Annotated in this window: 25 protein-coding genes; 23 read left to right on the forward strand and 2 right to left on the reverse strand. The window is 63.2% G+C overall.

The window, feature by feature from the left end; translation table 11 throughout:
- Nucleotides 1–20 precede the first annotated feature (20 nt).
- Nucleotides 21–401 carry a hypothetical protein gene (locus G404_RS0104760; protein WP_156906193.1) on the reverse strand — a complete coding sequence of 127 codons (381 nt, stop codon included), beginning with the start codon at nucleotides 399–401 and terminating at the stop codon, nucleotides 21–23.
- A 99-nt stretch (nucleotides 402–500) separates the two neighbouring features.
- Nucleotides 501–1142, reverse strand: coding sequence for a LexA family protein (locus G404_RS19755; RefSeq protein WP_028640069.1), 642 nt, complete (start codon nucleotides 1140–1142; stop codon nucleotides 501–503).
- Nucleotides 1143–1491: 349 nt separating this feature from the next.
- On the opposite strand from G404_RS19755, the gene G404_RS19760 reads away from it, so the two are divergent.
- The 23 genes from G404_RS19760 (at nucleotide 1492) to G404_RS19765 (ending at nucleotide 20491) form a co-directional block, all read left to right on the forward strand.
- Nucleotides 1492–1917: a hypothetical protein gene (locus G404_RS19760; RefSeq protein ID WP_051280199.1), complete on the forward strand. Its 426-nt coding sequence runs from the start codon at nucleotides 1492–1494 to the stop codon at nucleotides 1915–1917.
- A gap of 46 nt (nucleotides 1918–1963) precedes the next feature.
- Nucleotides 1964–2239 carry a hypothetical protein gene (locus G404_RS18115; protein ID WP_211230733.1) on the forward strand — a complete coding sequence of 92 codons (276 nt, stop codon included), beginning with the start codon at nucleotides 1964–1966 and terminating at the stop codon, nucleotides 2237–2239.
- The gene (locus tag G404_RS18120; RefSeq protein WP_245584393.1) at nucleotides 2196–3740 is read left to right on the forward strand and encodes a terminase; all 1545 of its coding nucleotides are present in this window, start codon (nucleotides 2196–2198) and stop codon (nucleotides 3738–3740) included. Before G404_RS18115 ends, G404_RS18120 begins: the two co-directional genes overlap by 44 nt.
- Nucleotides 3741–3818: 78 nt before the next feature.
- On the forward strand, nucleotides 3819–4001 hold the full coding sequence (locus G404_RS0104785) for a hypothetical protein (RefSeq protein ID WP_028640070.1): 183 nt from the start codon (nucleotides 3819–3821) through the stop codon (nucleotides 3999–4001).
- A 16-nt stretch (nucleotides 4002–4017) separates the two neighbouring features.
- Nucleotides 4018–5685, forward strand: a complete 1668-nt coding sequence (locus tag G404_RS0104790; RefSeq protein WP_245584394.1) for a portal protein — start codon at nucleotides 4018–4020, stop codon at nucleotides 5683–5685.
- A 28-nt stretch (nucleotides 5686–5713) separates the two neighbouring features.
- Nucleotides 5714–6058: a hypothetical protein gene (locus tag G404_RS0104795; RefSeq protein ID WP_028640072.1), complete on the forward strand. Its 345-nt coding sequence runs from the start codon at nucleotides 5714–5716 to the stop codon at nucleotides 6056–6058.
- Entirely contained in the window at nucleotides 6033–6617 is a 585-nt protein-coding gene (locus tag G404_RS18125) for a hypothetical protein (protein WP_156906194.1), read from the forward strand. Before G404_RS0104795 ends, G404_RS18125 begins: the two co-directional genes overlap by 26 nt.
- A 136-nt stretch (nucleotides 6618–6753) precedes the next feature.
- The gene (locus G404_RS0104805; protein WP_028640073.1) at nucleotides 6754–7770 is read left to right on the forward strand and encodes a major capsid protein; all 1017 of its coding nucleotides are present in this window, start codon (nucleotides 6754–6756) and stop codon (nucleotides 7768–7770) included.
- A 101-nt stretch (nucleotides 7771–7871) separates the two neighbouring features.
- Complete coding sequence (locus G404_RS0104810) at nucleotides 7872–8309, forward strand: Bbp16 family capsid cement protein (protein WP_028640074.1); 438 nt, start codon at nucleotides 7872–7874, stop codon at nucleotides 8307–8309.
- On the forward strand, nucleotides 8309–8482 hold the full coding sequence (locus G404_RS20300; protein WP_156906195.1) for a hypothetical protein: 174 nt from the start codon (nucleotides 8309–8311) through the stop codon (nucleotides 8480–8482). Before G404_RS0104810 ends, G404_RS20300 begins: the two co-directional genes overlap by 1 nt.
- A 117-nt stretch (nucleotides 8483–8599) precedes the next feature.
- On the forward strand, nucleotides 8600–9241 hold the full coding sequence (locus tag G404_RS0104820) for a phage connector family protein (protein ID WP_028640075.1): 642 nt from the start codon (nucleotides 8600–8602) through the stop codon (nucleotides 9239–9241).
- A complete protein-coding gene (locus G404_RS0104825) occupies nucleotides 9238–9882 on the forward strand; it encodes a phage tail protein (protein WP_028640076.1) in 645 nt (214 codons plus the stop codon). Before G404_RS0104820 ends, G404_RS0104825 begins: the two co-directional genes overlap by 4 nt.
- A gap of 4 nt (nucleotides 9883–9886) precedes the next feature.
- Complete coding sequence (locus G404_RS0104830; RefSeq protein ID WP_028640077.1) at nucleotides 9887–11689, forward strand: phage tail protein; 1803 nt, start codon at nucleotides 9887–9889, stop codon at nucleotides 11687–11689.
- Nucleotides 11686–12159, forward strand: coding sequence for a hypothetical protein (locus G404_RS0104835; RefSeq protein WP_245584395.1), 474 nt, complete (start codon nucleotides 11686–11688; stop codon nucleotides 12157–12159). The genes G404_RS0104830 and G404_RS0104835 overlap by 4 nt, the downstream gene beginning before the upstream one ends.
- A gap of 62 nt (nucleotides 12160–12221) precedes the next feature.
- Nucleotides 12222–12713, forward strand: a complete 492-nt coding sequence (locus G404_RS18130) for a hypothetical protein (RefSeq protein WP_051280205.1) — start codon at nucleotides 12222–12224, stop codon at nucleotides 12711–12713.
- Nucleotides 12710–14533, forward strand: coding sequence for a hypothetical protein (locus G404_RS0104845; RefSeq protein ID WP_156906196.1), 1824 nt, complete (start codon nucleotides 12710–12712; stop codon nucleotides 14531–14533). The genes G404_RS18130 and G404_RS0104845 overlap by 4 nt, the downstream gene beginning before the upstream one ends.
- A gap of 102 nt (nucleotides 14534–14635) precedes the next feature.
- Complete coding sequence (locus tag G404_RS0104850; RefSeq protein WP_156906197.1) at nucleotides 14636–15199, forward strand: hypothetical protein; 564 nt, start codon at nucleotides 14636–14638, stop codon at nucleotides 15197–15199.
- 52 nt (nucleotides 15200–15251) lie between these two features.
- Nucleotides 15252–15443: a hypothetical protein gene (locus tag G404_RS0104855; RefSeq protein WP_156906198.1), complete on the forward strand. Its 192-nt coding sequence runs from the start codon at nucleotides 15252–15254 to the stop codon at nucleotides 15441–15443.
- The gene (locus tag G404_RS0104860) at nucleotides 15440–15967 is read left to right on the forward strand and encodes a glycoside hydrolase family 108 protein (RefSeq protein ID WP_028640082.1); all 528 of its coding nucleotides are present in this window, start codon (nucleotides 15440–15442) and stop codon (nucleotides 15965–15967) included. Before G404_RS0104855 ends, G404_RS0104860 begins: the two co-directional genes overlap by 4 nt.
- The gene (locus G404_RS18135) at nucleotides 15955–16236 is read left to right on the forward strand and encodes a hypothetical protein (protein WP_051280207.1); all 282 of its coding nucleotides are present in this window, start codon (nucleotides 15955–15957) and stop codon (nucleotides 16234–16236) included. The genes G404_RS0104860 and G404_RS18135 overlap by 13 nt, the downstream gene beginning before the upstream one ends.
- Nucleotides 16229–17011, forward strand: a complete 783-nt coding sequence (locus tag G404_RS0104870) for a hypothetical protein (protein ID WP_156906199.1) — start codon at nucleotides 16229–16231, stop codon at nucleotides 17009–17011. The genes G404_RS18135 and G404_RS0104870 overlap by 8 nt, the downstream gene beginning before the upstream one ends.
- Nucleotides 16998–17858: a hypothetical protein gene (locus tag G404_RS0104875; RefSeq protein WP_156906200.1), complete on the forward strand. Its 861-nt coding sequence runs from the start codon at nucleotides 16998–17000 to the stop codon at nucleotides 17856–17858. The genes G404_RS0104870 and G404_RS0104875 overlap by 14 nt, the downstream gene beginning before the upstream one ends.
- On the forward strand, nucleotides 17855–20491 hold the full coding sequence (locus G404_RS19765; protein ID WP_028640085.1) for a hypothetical protein: 2637 nt from the start codon (nucleotides 17855–17857) through the stop codon (nucleotides 20489–20491). The genes G404_RS0104875 and G404_RS19765 overlap by 4 nt, the downstream gene beginning before the upstream one ends.
- Nucleotides 20492–20494 lie beyond the last annotated feature (3 nt).

Genomic DNA, 20494 nt, shown 5'->3' on the forward strand with positions numbered 1-20494 from the left:
CGAGCAGCCGCGTACAAGCCTCAGGACCAATGCGCGCGGAACCGCCGGGTTGCCTCGACAGCGTCGAAGCCAAGCCAGCGCGCCGGATCGGGGAAACGGGTGGCAACAACTGCGCCGACCGTCGGGGCCCGCTGAGCCCGGTCAAGCGCCGCGACGCGCGCGCAATCGTCGCGCGCCATAGCAAACGCCGGCCCCACGGCCCGCCCGCGCAGTTGCTCAAGTGCTGCAAAAACCGCAGCACCGTGGTCGCTGTCGGGATGCCATTCCAGCCGATCATCGCCAGGGCAGCCGCGCCGCAAGGTCAGCCGCACATCGGCCGGGCCAAGATCGGCAAGCAACCGCTGCGCTGCAGCGGCATGGTGCCACAGCCTGCATGGCCATGATGGACGCGTGGCAGACATGGTGCAGGTGTGTCCTTGCCAGAACAGCGAGACTGACAAATTATCCGAAAATCGGATTATTTCAATCGCACACAACCCGTTTTTCGGCAGTGCCGGACCTCAGGCTACCGGCGCGCTTTTCCAGACGACTTTGCCGAGCACTGAAAAGTCATCGTCACATATCAGAAAGGGCTGGTGGAGCGGGTTGCTCGAACAGGGCTCAAACCGGGCCGGGTCGCGCCGGTATCGCTTGACCGTTGCCTCTCCACGGCTGTTGGCGATCAGGTAGACTCCGCCTGGCGCCAGTTCCTTGAGACCTGGATCGACCAGGATCAGTCCGCCATCGTCGATCAACAGATCCATCGAATCACCGTCGACCTCGATACCGAATACGCTGCCACCCGCCAGGCGCGCCGGCACAGGTATATGGCCAAGCGGCACTTCGACTGCTTCGCGCCAGCGCCCTGCTCCGGCGATGCCGATCACCGGAACAACGCCATAGTCCGGCATCGAGCCCGCTGTCGCGCCATCGCGCAGGCGTGCCGACGTTTTTTCCGGCGCCGCAACGGGTCGTGCCGCCGTGTCCAGTCCCAGCAGCGCATAGATTGCAGCAGCCTCATCGACGGTGACGCGCCGTTTCCCCGACAACAGCGCGGATATGGCCGATTGGCCGGGAAACCCCAGCGCGGCCGCCAGGCGGGCCTGGCTGATGTGGTGCGCCTTCATTGTCCGGCGCACGAGCATGGCATCGAAAGCACGCATGGCGCGTCCTTTATGAATGGGTGTGGCAACGTAATATCAGATTAAGTCACATCCGAAAAGTAAATTATATCCATTTTCGGGGTGGTTTTCCTATCTGATTATCTGATTTTTCGATAGAGCGGCGCGATGCAGGCCAATCCACCGAGTCGCCCCGCTTCCTCCCCTCTGGCGACGGTGTCGATAACGCAGTGGCATGGCCCTGCCCGTGGCACGGCCAACGCCCCGGCCTGCATTGCGCGCGACCGTTCCCCTGACGGCGCAGGCGCAGCCTGGGCGGTGGGTGCGTCGATCTGGCGCCCCCACCGCCCTTTGTATCGCCCTAGTCTGCACTGCGGAGTTTGACCAACCGATGAAAGCCATCCGCGACTGTCTCGATGCGTTTTGGGATGACAACACGCCGTCCGACCGCGTGCCCCTGCCGATGCCACCGCATGTCCGTGCGGCCGATCTGGCCCCGGCCGAACGGATTGCCTATCGGTTGATCAACCACGCTGCCGAGCATGACCAGCCCTGCCCGGTCAACATCGACCTGGAAGTGGCGACGGGGTTCAACTCCACCTCTATGGGGCCCAAACTGGTACGCAATCTGGAACGCCGCGGCCTGATCCGGGTCAGCAGGTTTCAGCGGTTTCGCCTGGTTGAAATCGTTGCCACGGGAAAACACACCGCGCGCCACCCGTCGATGCACGCTGATCGTCCACTGGTCCGCCGCGGGGCGCGTACGGCAACCGGGCTGGGACTGCCAAGCGATCGCAAACCTTATGCCGCGCGCTGAGCCGGCAAAGCCCGGGTTGACCGCGTCGGGGCGAACAGACGCGGCAATGGCCCGCACCCATACTGCCGAGGCGTTAGCCACGCTGGTGACAATCATGGGCAATGCCGATGCGCCGGCCACCGCGCGGGTCAGCGCGGCCAATGCCGTGCTGGATCGTGCCTGGGGCAAACCCCGGCAGGATTTCGAACTGTCCGGGACACTTGATCCGGTTGCCGCGATCCAACGCGCCCGTCAGCGCGTGCATGGCCACGCCAAGCGTGCCTGCGATACCGGGGCAAATGCGGGGACATGCGATGCATCGATCGGGCACGGCCCTGAGTGACGTCGATCCGGCGCTGGCGTTGGCTGGCGATATCGGTGCCTTCACCACCGATCCGCTGGGCTATGCGCTGTATGCGTTTGCCTGGGGCGAAGGAGATCTGGCCGGGATGGCCGGGCCGCGCGTTTGGCAGTGCGCGGTGATGACCGAGATACGCGATCATCTGTCCAACCCGGCCGCCCGGTTCCAGCCATTGCGCATTGCGCGCGCATCGGGCCACGGCATTGGCAAATCGGCGCTGATCGGCATGCTGGTCAAATGGGCGCTGGACACCTGCCCCGACACCCGCGTGATCGTCACCGCCAACACCGAGGCGCAGCTGCGCACCAAAACCGCGCCGGAGTTGGCCAAATGGAGCCGCATGGCGCTGACCTCGTCCTGGTTCCGGAGCAGTGCCACGGCGATGATGTCGACCATGGAAGGGCGCGAAAAATCGTGGCGTTGCGATCTGGTGACCTGGAGCGAGGCCAACACCGAGGCCTTTGCCGGGCTGCACAATATGGGCAAACGCATCGTGCTGGTGTTCGACGAAGCTTCGGGCATTGCCGACAAAGTCTGGGAGGTTGCGCTGGGCGCGCTGACCGATGCCGATACCGAAATCATCTGGCTGGCATTCGGCAACCCGACCCATGCCACCGGCGCATTTCGCGAATGTTTTGGCCGGCATCGTGCGCTGTGGCGCACAGCGCAGATCGATGCACGCGAAGTAGAGGGCACCAACAAGGCCTATCTCGACGAACTGGTGCGCACCTTTGGTGCCGATTCCGACATTGCCCGGGTGCGCGTGCTGGGTCAGTTCCCCTCGGCCAACGCCATGCAATTCATCGGTCAGCACGAAATCGCCGCGGCGCAGGCCCGCGATATTCCGATATTGGCCGGGGGCGAGCCGGTAATCTTCGGCGTCGATTGTGCACGCTATGGCGATGATGAAAGCGTGCTGGCGATACGCTGCGGCAATGATGCACGATCACGGCCGTGGCAATCGTGGCGCGGGGCCGATGCCATGAGCCTGGCGGGCGATATCGCGCTGGCCACCATGAAATGGCAGCCCGATGCGATCATGGTCGATGCCGGCAATATCGGCGCAGCGATCGTCGACCGCCTGCGCCAGCTGGTGGGCGATCTGCCGGTGATCGAAGTGTGGTTCGGCGGAGAAGGCCGCGATGCCGACCTGGAGCCTGGCGTTGCCGTGCACACCGCAAACAAGCGCGCCGAGATCTGGACGCGGATGCGCGCTTGGCTTCGGCGTGGGGCAATCCCGGATGCTCCGCGCCTGCGCGATGACCTGGGCGGACCGACTTATGGCTTTGCCGCCGATGACACGCGCATCCGGTTGGAGCGAAAGGCCGATATGAAGCGGCGCGGCCTGCCCAGCCCCGACTGGGCCGATGCGCTGGCCTGCACGTTTGCCGAAGCGGTGTTGCCGCGCCGTCTGCCCAACTGGATGGACCCGGATCGCGTCGCCGTGCAGCGCGAACGCAGCCGCTATACCGAGCTGGACTGAGCACGAAATCGCGGCAACCGCGATCCAATGTCGCAAACCACCCGCGTAAGCCGATTTCGTCAACCACAGGAGGCCAGCATGTGCAGCACCCCGACGATCCCGACTGTCCCGGTTCGCCAACCCATGCAATTGCCCGATCACGGCGCGCCGGTCACTGTGTCTGATCCGCAGGCGTGGCAACGCACCGTGCTGGCCGGAATGGTCACCGGGCCGCAGGGCGTGCTGGGCACCCCGTCCGTTTCCAAGCCCACACTGGGCTGAAGGAGCGATGCACCCGATGCATGGCAATGACACCCTTCGCACCCATTTCGAAACGCGTCTGGCGCTGATGAAATCGGTGCGAACCGATTACGAAGCCGAAGCCGAACAGATCGCCCGTTTTGCCCAACCCGCGCGATCGCGCTTTGTCCGCGGGGCAAAAGACCACAATGGCGGCCGCCGCCGCATGTGGAACCGCACGCTGTTCGATCCGCACGGCATCGAAGCTTTCCGCACGCTGACCAATGGCATGACCAGCGGATTGTCCAGCGCGTCGCGGCCCTGGTTCACGCTCAATCTGGCCGATGCCGCACTGATGGAGGCCAATGGCGTGCGCGCCTGGCTGTCGGATGTGGAACGCCGGCTTTACGCCTTTTTTGCGTCGACCAATTTCTATTCGGCGGCGAAATCGGGCTATGGCGAGATGGGGCTGTTCGGCACGGAAGGCTGCGTGATGGTCGAACATCGCGTGGCAGGCGCGGTGTGCCACGCGCTGACGTTTGGCGAATACTGGATCGGGCTGTCCGATGCCCTGATGCCCGACACGTTGTACCGGGTGTGCCCGATGAGCGTAAAGCAGGCGATCGACACCTTTGGCGATGCCTGTGCGCCGGTGATCCGATCGCTCTATGACCGCAGCCAGTATGACGCGCCGGTCGAAATCTATCATGCGATCGAGCCTGATCCCGATTACAGCCCCACGCAATTCGGCGCCAAGCCATGGCGGTCGGTTTACTGGGACTGCGCCGACCGTTCGGACACGCTGCTGCGCGTCGCTGGTTATCAGGAACAACCGTTCTGGGCGCCGCGCTGGGATGTGGTCGGTGGCGACACGTATGGCGTTTCGCCCGGGATGGAGGCGCTGCCCGCCCTGCGCGAGTTGCAGATGCAGGCCAAGCGGCGCAACGAAGCGATCGACCAGATGGTCAAACCCGAAAAGATCGCGCCGCCCAATGTGCGCCTGACCGGCGAACCGGGCCGCGTGGTTGCGGCCGCGGGCGTGGACCGCGACCAGATCTTTATTCCCTATCAGATGCCGTACCAGGCGGTGGAAGCGATCGGCGAGGAAATGGACAAGTGCCGCCGGCAGATCGATTCACTGGCCTTTGCCGACCTGTTCAACGCGATAACGAACATGGCAGGCATACAGCCGCGCACGGTGGAGGAGATCGCCGCGCGCAACGAGGAAAAGCTGACCCAGCTTGGCCCGGTGATCGAGCGCGTGGCCAACGAAAAGCTGCAAGTCGCGATCGAACGCGCGTTTGGCATTCTGCAACGCGGCGGCATGCTCCCGCCAGTCCCCGCGGCTTTGTCGGAAAAGCCGTTGAACGTCGAATTCGTGTCGATCCTGCAACAGATGCAGCGCATGGTGGGGCTGGGTCAGATCGAACGCGTGGTGGGCTTTGTGGGCAATCTGGCCGCGGTCCATCCCGACGCGCTCGACAAGATCGACTTTGACGAGGCGGTCGATGAATACGGCTATCGCGCCGGGGCCCCTGCCCGGCTGATCCGCCCGGCGCGCGAAGTTGCCGCATTGCGCAAGGCGCGTACGGCGCAGGCACAAACCGCCCAGACGCTGGCGGCCATGCCCGCAATGAAGGCCGCGGCCGACGCCGCGCGCCTGTTGGCCGCCACCGATGTCGGCAATGGTGACAGCCTGCTCGCACGGATGCTGCCGCCGGGCTGATCCGCCATCATCTGAAAAGGCGTTGTGCATGGCGTTTGACGCGAAAGATGCCGAATTTCTGCTGTCGCGTGCCGAATTTCGTCGGTTTCTGTTTGCCGCGATCCAAAACGCGGGAATCCTGGGGCACAGCGTTTCGGCCAGCACGGCACCGGGCCGCGACCTGGGCCATCTGGAAGGCCGCCGGGCACTGGGGTTCGACCTGCTGAGAATGATCCATGCAGGCCAAAGCGAAGCTGTCCGCGGCGCCGATCCCGACGGCCTTACCACCCTGAGCCTCAGCCTGAGCGAGGCGCTTAACAACAAGGACATCACCCGTGAGCGAAGCCGTTTGCACGACAACGCCCGCTATGACGAGCTCCCCCGTGGAGGCTGAGCCATCCGCGCCGGGCGAGGCCGTAGCGGCACCCGAGCTGGCTGTGCCGGGCAATGTGCCGCCCCCGGTGGTTGCACCGGAACGCTACGACCTGGCGCTGGACGGGTTCACCATCGACCCCTCGCTGGTGCAGAATGCCGATCCCGTGTTGCGCGATATCGGCCTGACCAACGCTGCCGCGAACAAGCTGCTGCCCGTGGCGCGCGACATCATGGCGCGCACGCAGGAAAGCCTTGTGCGGCAAATCGAAGATGCCGCGGCCGCGCAGAAAAAGACCTGGCACGATGCATTTGTCGCCGATCCGGAAATCGGCGGCGCACACCGTGGCGAAACCGAGCATTTTGCCGCCAAGGCGCTGGATGCGCTGGGCTATTTGCAAGGTCATCCGTTTCGCCAGGCGCTGAACGACAGCGGGTTTGGCAACCATCCCGACCTGCTTCGCGCGTTTCGCCGCCTGGGCGAACTGCTGGGCGAAGACGGCAGTTTTGTCCGCCCGCTGACCGCGGCCAGCCGCAATCGACCGGTGTGGGAACGGCTGTACCCCGACGAAACACGCTGACCGGTTCATCGACGGCCCAAATGCCGCCGATGCCACAATGAGCGCATGATGCCGGCCGCATCGCGCCCGCAGTTTTCCCGCCGGCATCCCCCCTGCCCGCCGTTCTTGCGGGATTTCCCCATAGGAGACCAAGCTTATGGCCATTCTTGGCAGTTCATACTGGAACCTGATCGACGTTCTGAAAGCCGGCAGCGACGGCATCGGCGATGTGGTCGAAGCGCTGACCCAGCTGACGCCGTTCATGAAGGACGCCAATGTCGTCAACTGCAACAGCGGGACCGAGCACCGTTCATCGATCCGCACAGGGCTGCCGTCGGTATCGTGGGGCGCGCTGTACCAGGGGATTGCCCAGTCAAAGGGCAACTACACCGAAGTGAAGGACACCACCGGCTTTGTGGAAGGCCTGTCGAGCGTCGATGAACGCCTGCTCAATCTGAAACCGGCCGAGGCGGCAAAGCTGCGGCTGGTCGAAGGTCAGGGCTTTCTGGAAGCAATCGCGCAGACGATCGAAAGCGCAATCTGGTATTCTGACGTCAAGGTAAACGGCAAACAGTTCCATGGTCTTGGGCCCCGGTTCAATTCGCAACAGAACCCCAATGTGATCAACGCCGGCGCCGCCGGATCGAACAACACCTCGATCTGGTTCGTCACCCATGGCGACATGCAGACGTCGGTGATCGTGCCGGACACCATTCCAGGCGGTGTGCAGCGCGAGGATATGGGCCGGCAACGGGTGCTCGATCCCAATGGCAACCCGTTCTACGTAAAGGAAGAAAAATTTACCCAGCATGTAGGCCTGTGCGTCAAGGACTGGCGGTACAACGCGCGGATTGCCAATATCGACGTGCCCGGCGTGATCAGCGGGTCGGTCGCGCTCAACCCCCTGATGCGTCATGCCTATTACCGCCTGCACGGTCGGCGCGCGTACCGCATGGAGGCCGATGGCCAGATCAGCCCCGGCCGCACCGTGATCTACATGAACCGCACCCTGCTCGAAGCATTGGACGCGGAAGGCACCAACGGTCGCAGCGGCGTGGACAACTTCGTTCGTCTGACCCCGATGGAAATCCAGGGCGAAGAAGTGATGACCTGGCGCGGCATGCCGATCCGCGAAACCGACGCCCTGCTCAGCACCGAAACGCTGGTTTCGTAAGCCAAGGGCGCCATTCGGCTTGGTTCAATTTTCAGCCAGGACTGTCCGGGGCAAGGGCAATCGTGTTTGCCCCGGCGGCTGGTGAACAAGGATATTCCTTCATGATCATCGACACTTCGCTTGTTTTCAGCAACCTGCAGGCGGTAACCACTTCGGCTCCGTCGACCAATGCGCTCGACCTTGGCGCAACCGGCATACCGTTTGGTGCGACGGTGCCCTTGGTGCGCAACGTCGGCCATGGCGAGCCGATCGATCTGTCGGTTTCGGTGGCTGCGACTTTTACCGGGCTGACCTCGTTGCAGGTTTCGGTGCAGACCTCGTCCGATGGCGTGACGTGGACCTCGGTCGACACCGGCGCGCCGGTTCCGGCTGCGCAGCTGGTGGCCGGTTTCCAGTTCCATGTGCCCAAGGTTATTCAGGAAGCCAACTGCCGCTATCTGCAGCTGTTTTACACCGTGGTCGGCACCGCAACCGCAGGCACCATCAATGCGGCGATTGTCGCCAACCGCCAGAGCAACGCCAGCTGCGGCGGAGCCTGATGCCAAGCTATCGCGCGCGTGAACCGATCTATCTCAACAGTCTGGGGCGGATGGTCGACACTGACGAGGTGTTCACCAGCGACGAACCGCCCGGTCTGGCGTGGATACTGATCGACCCGCCAGCCGCCGCGGTTGTTGCGCCGCCGCGCAAGCCGGCCGGGTCGGGCAGATGACCCGGTCCTGAAAACGATGCGGGCCGCCGGCCACGCCGGCGCCCCGCACGCGGGGCTATCGCACCGCGACGATGCAGGACGACGATCTGCAAGGCCGCTTTGACAGGACTTACCGGCATGGCAACGCTTGACGACATCTGCAACATGGCCCTGGCAGAAATTGCCGCCGGCCCGATTACCAGCGTCGCGGACAATTCGATCGAGGCGCGCGAAGTCAGCCGCTTTGCCGCGCCGTTGCTGTCCGAATTTGCGCAGTGGTCGGACTGGAGCTGGGCCGTCACACGCACAGTGCTGACCGAAACGACCAATGACCGGTCTGCGGAATGGACCCATGCCTATGTCATGCCGGGCAATTGTGCCCGAGCATTGGCGATCCGCGCGGAACAGGACACCGCCTGCCATCTGCCACACGCCGGTCCGTTCCCGTTTCCGGTCCAGGATGCGATCCCGCTTGCCTTTCTGGTCGAAGGCGGGCTGATCTATTGCAATGTGTGGTCGGCCACATTGGTGTTTGTCGCCACGATGACCGACATCACCGTGCTGCCCCCGCTGGCTCGCCGCGCTTTTGCGCTCGAACTTGCGGCACGGGTGGCAGTGCCGATCCGCAAGGACACGGCCCTTGCACGCGAACTTGGCGCAGCCGCAGAATTGGCGCGCGCCCGCGCGATTGCCGACGATTACAACCAGCGGGTCAGGCGCCCGGCAACCTATGTCAGCGATGCGGCCTTTGCCCGCTCCGGTATCGGGAGCGACCTGTGACCACGCGCATTCCCCAGGTCAATTTCAGCAAGGGTGAACTGGCGCCTGAACTCTACGGCCGGTTCGACGTCGATGCCTGGCAGGCCGGCCTGCGCCAGGCGCGCAATGTGATCGTGATGAAGTATGGCGGTGTGACCAAGCGGCCGGGCACGCGCCTGGTCGCAGAGGTAATCAACCCGGCGACACCGACCCGGCTGATCCCGTTCCAGTTTTCCATGACCCAGACCTACGTGCTGGAAATGGGCCAGGGCTATATGGCGCCATGCGTGCTTGGCGGGCGGGTGCTGGAGACCGAACAACCGATCACCGCCGTCTCGAATGCCGTAAATGCGCAAGTGTCGATTGCCTTCCACGGCTATGCCGCGGGTGACCTTGTCTATATCGACGGCGTGGCCGGCGGCATGGGCGCGGTCCTGAATTTCAGGACCTGGCAGGTGGTGTCGGTCATCGATCCGAACACGATCACGATCAATGCCGATACGACCGGTTGCGCGGCATTTTCGGGCTGCACCGGGGGCACAGCCAATCTTTCCCCCCCTGCCGTGGTCACAGCGCCGATCGTTCCGCCACCCGCTCCGAGCGCAACCGCGCCGACCGTTTCCTACGGCGGCGGGCTTGGCTCTTTTCGCCTGAAGGATTGATCGGATGGGGGCATCGCGTGTGTATCAGGCCGGTTCGCCGTACAATGGCGTAGAACTTGCCGACATCGATTTCGAGCAGACTGCCGATACGTTGTATCTGGCGCACCTCAACCATCCGCCAACCAAGCTGGTCCGGTCGGGCAACACCAGCTGGGCATTTCAGCCGGTGCAGTTCGGGCCGACCCTGGCCGCGCCCGCGACCTGCACGATCAACGCGACCGTTGCCGATACTGATTCGGCGAACAACGGGCTGAACTATTTTCCCGAGACCGCCCGATATTGCGTGACGGCCATAAACGACCATACCGGCGAGGAAAGCCGTGCTTCGCCGACCGTAAGCGTCTTCAACGACCTGACGCTGAAGCGAAATACCAATGCGCTGGCCTGGAGCGGGGTGACCGGAGCGACCCGCTACAACGTGTACAAGGCCGGCAATACGCAGTTTTTCGGTTATATCGGCACCACCACAGCGACGAATTTTGTCGATGACAACATTGGCCCCGCCTATGATCAGGCACCACCTATGGCCAACAATCCGTTTGCCAGTGCCGGCAATTACCCATCGAGTGTGACGCTGTTCCAGCAGCGCGCAATCTGGGCGCGATCGCAGAACGTGCCGCACGGAATATGGACGTCGAAATCGGCCCTGATCGAAAATATGGATTATTCCACGCCGTTGCGCGGCGATGACAGCATGAGCTTTGCAATCATGGCGGGGCGGGTCAACTCGGTGAACCAGCTGACATCGACCACGTCGCTGTTGGCACTGACCAGCGACAGCGTGTTCGATATTCTGGGAAGCGGCAATGGCGGGCCGCTTGACGGCACTGCGCCACCGCTGATCCAGCGCCAGGTCGGGCGAGGATCATCGCGTCTGCCACCGTTGGTGGTCGACAACGTGGTGTTCTACGTGCCTTCCATCGGCACGTCGGTGCGCAGTCTGGGATATGACTTTGCCATCAACGGGTTGCGGGCAAACGACATCACGATCTTTTCGCCGCACTTTTTTACGGGTCATACCATCGTGTCGTGGTGCTACAGTCAGGAACCGCGATCGCTGATCTGGGCCGTGCGCGATGATGGCGCGCTGTTGTGCTTCACGTGGGAGCAGGAACAAAACATCTGGGGCTGGACCCTGTGCGAAACCGACGGGCGCGTGCTGTCGGTCTGTGCCATCACCGAGGACGGCGAAGACCGGGTCTATCTGATCGTGCAACGAACCATCGGTGGCCAGTCACGCTGTTTCGTCGAGCGCATGGCTTCGCACCGGTGGAACGCGCTTGCAGAGTGCTGCTTTCTCGATTGTGCGGTGTCGGCCAGCTTTGCCGCGCCACAGGCCAGTTTTACCGGTCTTTGGCATCTTGAGGGCCAGACCAATATCGCGGGGCTGATCGATGGCGTGCCTGTGTCCGGCCTGACGGTGACCAACGGCACGATCATGCTGCCTGCTTCGATCGGCACAGGATCGGTGGTGTCGTTCGGGCTTCCCTATTCGGTCGATGTCGAAACACTGCCCTTGCGCATCAATGCACCGGGCAGTGGCTCAAATATCGGCAAAGTGCAGAATCCGTCGATGGCAGCCCTGACCTTGAGCGAAACCGGTCTGATCAACGCGGGTATCGGCAGCGCCGACCTGTTTCCGGTCGTTCCACGACAGACCGATGCGGCCAACGCCTTGTTCGATGGCACGTACCTGGTTTCGATGGACAATGCCGTGCGCACCGAGTGCACCGTGTGGATCAACCAGGATTTGCCCCTGCCGTTTACGCTGTTGGGCGTGGCCATCGACCCGGTGATCGGGGGATGATGGCGCGGCGCGATACGGCCATCCGGCTGGTGCCTGCCGATGCTGCCCACGTGATCGATCTGGCACCTCGCCTGCGGCCGGTCGATCGGATCGAATGCGCCGCTATGGGGCACAGCGCAGGGCAGGCGCTGCGCCATGGCCTGCTGGTCAGCGCGCAAGTCTGGACCGCGCTGGAAGGCGACCGGCCAACGGCAATGTTTGGCGTCGTGGCGGGCTCAGCGGCGGACAGTGATGCCATTCCTTGGTTTCTGGGCAGCGATCACGTTTCGCGCCACGCCCGCACGTTGATCACCCAGGGCCCTACGATCGTGGCAGCGATGCATCGTCATGGCCGCCGCCTGTGCAATTTCGTGTCCTCGGAAAACCTGCAGGCGATCCGCCTGCTCGAACATTGGGGTTTTACCGTGGAACAGGACCATGTCGAGATGCGCAAGGTCGCGTTTCGACGTTTCATCCGGGAGATCAAGTGATGTGCGCGCCTGTCGTCCCCCTTATTGCCGCCGGACTTGGCGCTATCGGATCCGGCATCAGCATGGCATCATCGATCGGCCAGGCACGGGCACAGGCCGCAGCAGCCGATGCCAATGCCCAGGCTGAAAGCAATGCCGCCCAGATCGGCCAGCAGAACATGCGCGATGCGGCCCTGCAGCAGTACCGCCAGATCGCAGCGGTTACCGGACAGCAACGCATGCTGGCCGCCGCCAGCGGCGATGCGGTCGGCTATGGCACATCCGCCAACGCCCAGGATGACACCCGGATTCTGGGGCAGGAAAATCTTGCCCGGATCTATGCCCAGGGCGACCAGAACCTGATGGGATCCGACGTTTCGGTTGCCAACGACCTGGGGCAGGCGGCCGTTGCCAGCAATCGCGCCAATGCTGCATTGGTCGGCGGTCTGTTCAACCTGGGCAGCGGTCTGGCCGGCAGCGGCGTCGGGCTGTTCGGGGCCGGTTCCGCTCCGAGCGCGACTGCGCTGGGTGGCGCGAGCCAATATGCGTCATTCAAGACAGGAATGGGCCTGTGATGCGCGCGCCGGTCTATGCCCCGACCTTTACCCCGGTCGAAGCCTATCACGCCCGTTTCACAGCGCCGGTCGGCCCGACACCGGGCAATACGGTCGGCAATGCGCTGATCGCCGGCAAAGCGGATCTGCTGCATCTTGATGCGACGCGCGCGGCGATCCAGGCAGTGACCGACGATACTGCCGGCCGTGCGCGCGCCGTGCAAGACCGGGCGGCCATGCTTGATCTGGTGGCAAATCATGCCGGTTTGCAGGGGGGCGCCGCGGTTGCCGCGCAACCGTCGATGCTGGGTGAATTGGCTAGGATCAGGGCTGACGGCCAGGCCGATCTTGCCACGCCCGACATGGCAGCCGCCTATGATGCCCAGATTCGCCCGGCATTCGACGACGCGAGCGGCCGCATCACAAGCCATGCTTTGAACCAGGCCTTGGTGGAGCGTCAGGCGCTGGCCGAACTTACGCTGCGCGATGCCCAGAACAGTGCCGCGGCGGATTGGCGTGACCCAGGTCGCTTTGTGCAAGGGTTGGGCACGGTGCAGAGTTTGGCTGCCACGCATGCCGGGCCGGCAGCCAGCGATACGGACCGCACAGCCGCGGTGCGCGGTGCCGTCGGCGGTACCGTGGCGCAAGCGCTGGGCCAGGCGCTGACTGCTGGCGAGCCCGAATTTGCCGCGCATATCATCGGCGGTTGGGGTGGGTCCCTGTCGCCTGCAGCCTATCAACTGGCGGTCGCACGCGTCAGCCAGGCAAGGCAAAATCAGCGCATGGCCGCCGTGTTTTCCCAAGCTGCGGGTGGCAATCCGCCCGACAATCCGACGACGAATGTGCCACCGGACAATGCTGTCGCGATCCCCGCACCCGTTGGCGCGGCGGTTTATCCGATTGCCGGCGGAACGGTGACCGCCATCGATGGCGCGCCCGACAATGCCTCGATCCGGATCACGCATCCCGATGGCAGCGATGCGACATATGGCGGTATCGGACTTGCCGCGGTTGCACCGGGCAATATGGTCACGCCGCGCCACGTGATCGGCAGCGCCGGGCCTGCGGTCACGCTGCAGATCGCCACACCGACCGGCGCGCCTGACAATGCCGCCGCAACGCTGCAAAGTGCGGGCGGCCCTGCGGCCATGATCGGGACAAGCGATGCGCCGCGCATCTGGGACCCGCCGACACTGATCGACCGGATCGCAGCAAGGCAGGACTTGTCGGAGCAGGATCGGGCATTGGCTGCAAACCTTGGTCAGCGCCGCATGGCGCTTGACCAGACCCGGTTGGCAGAAAACGACCTGGCTGCCGGGCGCACGCTTGCGACCATGGCTTCGGCTGCGCCCGGACAATTTGGCCGCGCAGAAGACCTGCCGGTCGACCTTGCTGCAAACCTGACACCGACAACCCTGGCAAACGTCGATACCGCGCTGCGCGGCGCGGCCCAGACGCCGTTCGGGCCGGCAACGGACAACCCGACCAGCCTTCGCCTGGAACTGTTGCAACGCCGGTCACCCGGTCAATTTGCGCAGGTCAATCTGGCTCCGATGGTCGGCGCTGTACATCCCGGTGATCTGGTCCGCCTGGCGCAAAACCAGGCGGCGATCGTTTCAGGCCAAGGATCGGATGATCCAGCGGATCATCGATCGGCGGTGCTTGATGCCATGGCAAGGCACGAGTTCATCACGGGCGAACATCTGCCCGACACCATTCTGCCGGTGATCAGCGATCAGGCAACGACGCTGCTGCGGCTGAATCAGACAGAGCCCACAGATCGTCAGGCAATTGGCGCAGCGGTCGCCGATGCGATCCAAAGCCAGCGCGATCAGCCGTAGACCCCGACCATCAGATCTCTGCCGCCAACGCGGGGCAAGCCACAATCTTACCGAAAAACCACCCTCCCGATCCATCGCCGGTTCGGGCGCAAGGAGTGACGCATGGTTGATATCACCACCCCTGATCTCCTGCCTGGATTAAGCGGCAACATCGTCAAGAAGCGGCTTGTCGACATGGGAGACGGCACGTTTGCCGAAATGACCGTCACCACGCTTGCCGCCAGCGCAAATGCGGTGGGCACAGTCAATCTGGGGTCACTCAACGGGGCGGCAACCGCAGCCAACCAGGCGCTGGGCAATGCGGCGCTTTCGACTTTGACCGCGCCTTTCACCGCTGCCACATCGGTGGCGTTGACGGCCACGATCGGCGACACCGTGGCCCATCTGTTGGGCCCGCTGACGCCGCAGCTGAACCGGCAAATCTGGGTGACCTTGAATGCCACGGTTCAGGCAAGCGGTACTGCACAACTTTTGCGATCCACCGATGGCGGTACGACCCGGCTGGCCATCACCCGCCAAGGCGTGGCGATCGGAACGTTTACCTTCAATTCCATGACCGGCGCCATCGTCAACGAGCCGGTCCAGACTGAAACGGATGCATCGGCCACCTATTACCTGGCGATCACGCTGACCGCCGGGGCGGTGTCCGTGCGCATGGCGCAGTAAGCGCGTGGTGGGCGATTTGACCCATGCCGACCTGCACAGGGACATCGGCCGGATGGAAGGACGGTTTGCCGCAATGGAAGACCGGTTCGACCGTGTCGAGCAGACTCTGGACCGCATCGATCAACGCCTTGCGCGGATCGAGGCACGCGAAAGCCAGCTGCGTGGTGCTTGGTGGGTCCTGGCCGGCTGTGGCGCCGTCATCGGTGGAATTGCAGCGATCATCATCGGACATTTCTGGAAATGAGCAGCCATACCTTTACCGACGCGTTGAGCGTCGTCCTGAAAGAAGAAGGCGGCTTTGTCGACGACAGCCGCGATCCGGGCGGGGCGACCAATCTGGGCGTGACGGCACGGACGTGGCATTCGTGGAGCGGGCAGCCGGCGTCGCCCGATACGATGCGCACGCTGACCGGCACAAAAGTCGCACCGCTGTACAAGGCCTGGTTCTGGGACAAGGTTGGCGGCGACAATCTGCCGGCAGCGCTTGGCCTGGCCTTGTTCGATTTTGCCGTAAACGCCGGACCGGCGCGAGCCATGACAGCGCTGCAAGGCATTGTCGGCGCGCACAAGGACGGTCAGGTCGGGCCAGCAACACTGCGTTCGATCCAGGCCTATATCAGCGGCATCGGACTGGCAAAATTGATCATGCGGTTGTGCGCCGCGCGCGCCGATGCGTACCAGGAACTGCCCACGTTTCCGGTGTTTGGCAAAGGCTGGCTGGCGCGCATCGAACGGATCGAGGCCGAGGCACTGTCATGGATTGGCTGAGGCAGGCGCTGACCGGCGCAGACAACCGGACAGTCGCAATCGGGCGACTGGTAGGTATGGCGATCGCGATCGTGCTGCTGATTGGCCTGCCGGTGGTCGCGGCAGGATCGATCATCCGCAAACTGGTCGATGTCGGCGCGTGGAGCCAGCTGTTCGGATCACTCACGATCTACATTCCCGCAATCACGCTGGCCATTGGCGGCCTGATTTACGGGACCAATTCCACCGAGCCAACATCGGGTCAGAAAGAGGGTCAAGATCATGAATAAGGCAATTCGTGCCTCGGCTGCGGCCTTGGCGCTGGCGATCGCGTCGCCCGCGATCGCACAAACCGCAGCACCGACGTATCTCAAAGGCAGCCAGGTCACTGCCGCCGACGCCACGGTCATTCTGGACAAGACCGGAGTGCCGCTTGGCACAACGACCAACCCCGTCGCCATCTACGATCCGAACACCTCGACCCTGGTCAATTCGATCTATGCACCGATCCCTGCGCAAACGACGCACGGGGTGAATGTCGGCGGTATCGAGGGTCTGACGGTCGCGGGCACTTCGGGCGGCTATCCGGTGACCGTGCAGGGCAACACCAGCGGTGTGCCGGTTCCCGTATCCGGAACATTCTGGCAGGCAACCCAACCGGTGTCCGGGACGATCGGGATCAGCGGAACACCCGTCGTTCTGCCCGCCGCCAACAGCGGTGGTGCGGCGCCTGTCGTTCAATCCGACAACAGTGCTCCGATCAACGTATCGGCTGCCGCGACGACGCAAGTGGTGGCGCTGGTTGCGGCCAAATCAATTTATGTCACGAGCTGGGACATCGTCGTGGCCGGTGCCAATACCATCACGCTGGAATACGGCACAGGAAGCAATTGCGGCACCGGCACAACCGCGCTGACAGGCACCTATAACCTGGCTGCAAATGGCGGTCTGGCTGCTGGATCGGGGCTTGGTGTGCTGTTCAAGCTGCCGGCCGGCAATGCACTTTGCGTTGTAACCGGGGCAGCAACGCAGGCTGCAGGCCGGGTGTCCTATGCGCAGTTCTAAGGCAAAGCCGAACCAATGGGCCAAGGCGGGCATGGCAGTGGCGGCGTTTCTGGCGCTGTTGCTGTGCATTCCCTGCGCCACGGCAATGACCCTGACGCCAATTGGCAAGGCGTCGTGCGATACCGCCGCAAATACCTGCTCTACCACCGCGTCCGGCAGCGTCGCTGTGGGCGGCACGGTTATGGTGATTGCAGTGATCGGTCAGTCGGCACCAACCGCCATTATCGTGTCGGACAATGCAAAAACGGCCAATTGTGGCGGCGCCTATACGGTCCAGACTGCCAATATCACGAGCGGTGCGACAGCAACCACCGTCATCGCCTTTTGCACCGTGACGGCAGGCACGATCACCTCGGGGGCAACGTGTGGTGCTGGCGGAACAAGCCAATGTGCATTTGCGATCACCTATGCCGGCACGGCTGCACCGACAATGCTGGCCGCCTATGCGGTGACCGGCAACGCACAGGCAACGTTTTTCGACAAGCAAGGATCAAAAGCGACCGGCCAATGGACCAGCGGCAGCGCAGTGGCCGGCGCCAATTCCGGCGCTGTGGCGTGGTCGAGCGAAGACATCATTTCGGTCCTGAACGTCCCGCTGTCCAGCAGCGCGGATACGGTTGGCAGCTACACCGGCGGATATACCGCCGTCAGCGCGTTTCCCGGCTCATCGAACCGTCCTGGTTTATGGATTGCGAAACAGACGATCGCCACTGGGACCGCGCAAGTGGGATTCACACCGACCAGCGCGGCGACGCGCGCATTTCTCAGTCAGACGTTCAGCTTCGTCAACGCGGGCGCAACAGCGACGGCGCGGCCGATGCGCACATTTTTGGGGGTCGGCCAATGATGCACCACAAAGTATCAATTTCGCCTATCGCCTGGTGGCTTGCGCTGATTGCAGCCCTGTCGTTGGGTCATGGTGCCCACGCGCATCCTGTGGTTTGGGGTGGCACGCCATGCACTTACGACGGCACCGATGTCGATGGCTGCTACAACGGCGGATCGGTGCAGGTGCCGACGTTTTTCAAGGGCTATGCTGCGCAAAGTGCCGGGCAATCTTACCCTTCCAGCACCGCCACCCTGTGGGGCAGCGGGTTCAGCGCATCCGCCAGCAAGCAACCCGTCAACCGCGTCTATGTCACTCGACCGCCCTGGAATGTGGCGGGCGTCGATTTCGCTGTGGGCATGCCGCGCTGGCAGATGCCAACCACCGCGAACTTGCACCCGGCCTATCTGAAAGACCCGGCGCAGATCGCAACCGACCCGCTGGTCAATCCGAACCTCGACGGCGCGAATTGCAAATTCTACACCTCGAACAGCGCGGTATCGGGCGGCGTGGCGGCGGGCAGCATCGCCACGCCAACACCCTTCACCTGGAGCGGTCCGGGCATCTATTGCTCGAACGTATCGGGATCGACCAATCCCCTGATTTTCGACGGCTACAACTTTGGCTGGAACAGCGTCACCGGCTTTGGCTGCGTGCCAATCGACATTGCCGGGCGGACGTGGGGCACGGCCGCGGCGCATACCAGTCGCGACACCGCCGCAATCGTGGTGCGCAATTCGCTATTCGTGAACGGACCGAATTGCAATATAGTTGGCAGCATCGCTGCGGGTACGGGCACCGCGTCGTCTGGACCGCAAGGGCAAAGCTACATCGTTCAATTGGTATCGACGATCACGGCGAACACCTTTGCCTTCTACAACAACACCGTGCTGGGCTGCGGCGGAGACGCCAATGCCGGCGCGCTGGAAACCGCGCTGTGCAGCGCCAATTGGCCGGGCGGCACCTATACGGCGGGGTCGGTCACAGTCACCGGCTATGCCGCAGGGGTCGCGCCGTTCAACACGCACCTTATCAGCGATGCCCAAGCGTCGGGCAATAGCTGGATCGAGAACAACGCGTTCCTGCACCTGACCGGTCGCGTGATCGATTACAACAACACCAATGTCGGCAACACCGTCCATAAGTTCGATCACAATTATATCGAGGGCATGATCTATCAGCCGCAGCCCTACGTCTATTTTTCGTCGATCGTATGTTCGGCCAATTGTTCGTCGCCTTCGACCAGCGCGCTGGCGCTTGAGACCGTTACCGCGACCGCGCCGCACGGCATCCCTGTCGGGTCAATGTTCACGCTCATTCTGTCGAGCAACGGCGCAAGCGGCCTGGCGTGGAACGGCACCTACACCGTGACGGCCACCGACACCACGCACCTGACGCTGCAATCCAGCACCAACCCCGGCGATTGGACCTGGTCGAGCGGTGCCTATGGCTTGGCCTATTCCAACTATGGCCACGGCGAAGTGCAGTATATGGGCGCAAACATCGGCGGCGCGGTGTTCAACGGCACGATCAGCGGCAACACTCTGACCGTGAACAGCCTCACCAGCGGTACTCTTGCGGCGGGGCAGTATGTCACCGCCAACAGCGTGGTCGACGCCGTCATCAACGGATCGGTTTCGGGCACAACCCTGACCGTGAACAGCGTGACATCGGGAACCGTGGCGATCGGCCAGATCGTCGCGGGCACCGGCATTCCCACCGGCACCATGATTGTGTCGGGCAGCGGATCGACCTGGACGCTGTCGCAGCCTGCCACGGCAGGATCGGAAACAATCAACCTGTCCTACACGATCCCGTCGCCCACCTACATCGTGTCGGGCAGCGGATCGACTTGGACGCTCAACCAATCGCTGACCAACCCGGTCGGCCCGACCTTGATGAACAGCCCGTATTACACGATCGGCGCGCAGGGCGGCACGACCGAATTCGATTATCAATACAACACCTATCTCCAGCCCGCATCGACGTTCGGCTATGGCGGCCAGACGGTTGTGTATCTGGCCGGCGCGCAGAATTTCGGCGTGCCGTTGCAGACCTTTACCGGGTCAATCGATCACAACGTGTTTGTCCAGAACCTAAGCCCCACCGGCAACCACCGGCCCACCTCGGTCACGGCGGTTTCGACCAGCTATGTGCGGTTTCAGACATTGGCGTTCACCAAGAACTATCTCGACCCCACTGGCGGCTATTCGTGCTGGCAAACGCTTACCGACGATCCTTCGACCGGCTTGAGCATGAGCGGCAACGTCAACCTGCTCAACCCGTCCGACCCCTACATCAATCAGATCGATAGCATCGGCATCGTGCCCTATTCGTCCGGGGCCAACAGCGACGGACAAGCCGAGAACGGCGTGGCCTACAACCCGTCCACCGGCGTGGTCACGCTCACGCTGTCCTACGCTGCACCGTGGGTATCGGTCGGGCAATCGTTCTATATCGCCGGCTACAAGCTGTCGGGCGGCACCGACTATCTGGCAGGCGCACACACAGTCGCCAGTGTCTCGGGCACCTCTGTCACTTACAATTCCGGGATCAGCGGCGCGACCGGCATTCAGGTCAGCAAAAACCCTACGCTGTCGATTTATCAGCCCGGCAGCAGCACGGCTTTGCAAGCTTGTTACGGACACAATTGAAGG

The organism is Novosphingobium acidiphilum DSM 19966, assembly GCF_000429005.1.
Taxonomy (GTDB): Bacteria; Pseudomonadota; Alphaproteobacteria; order Sphingomonadales; family Sphingomonadaceae; genus Novosphingobium; species Novosphingobium acidiphilum.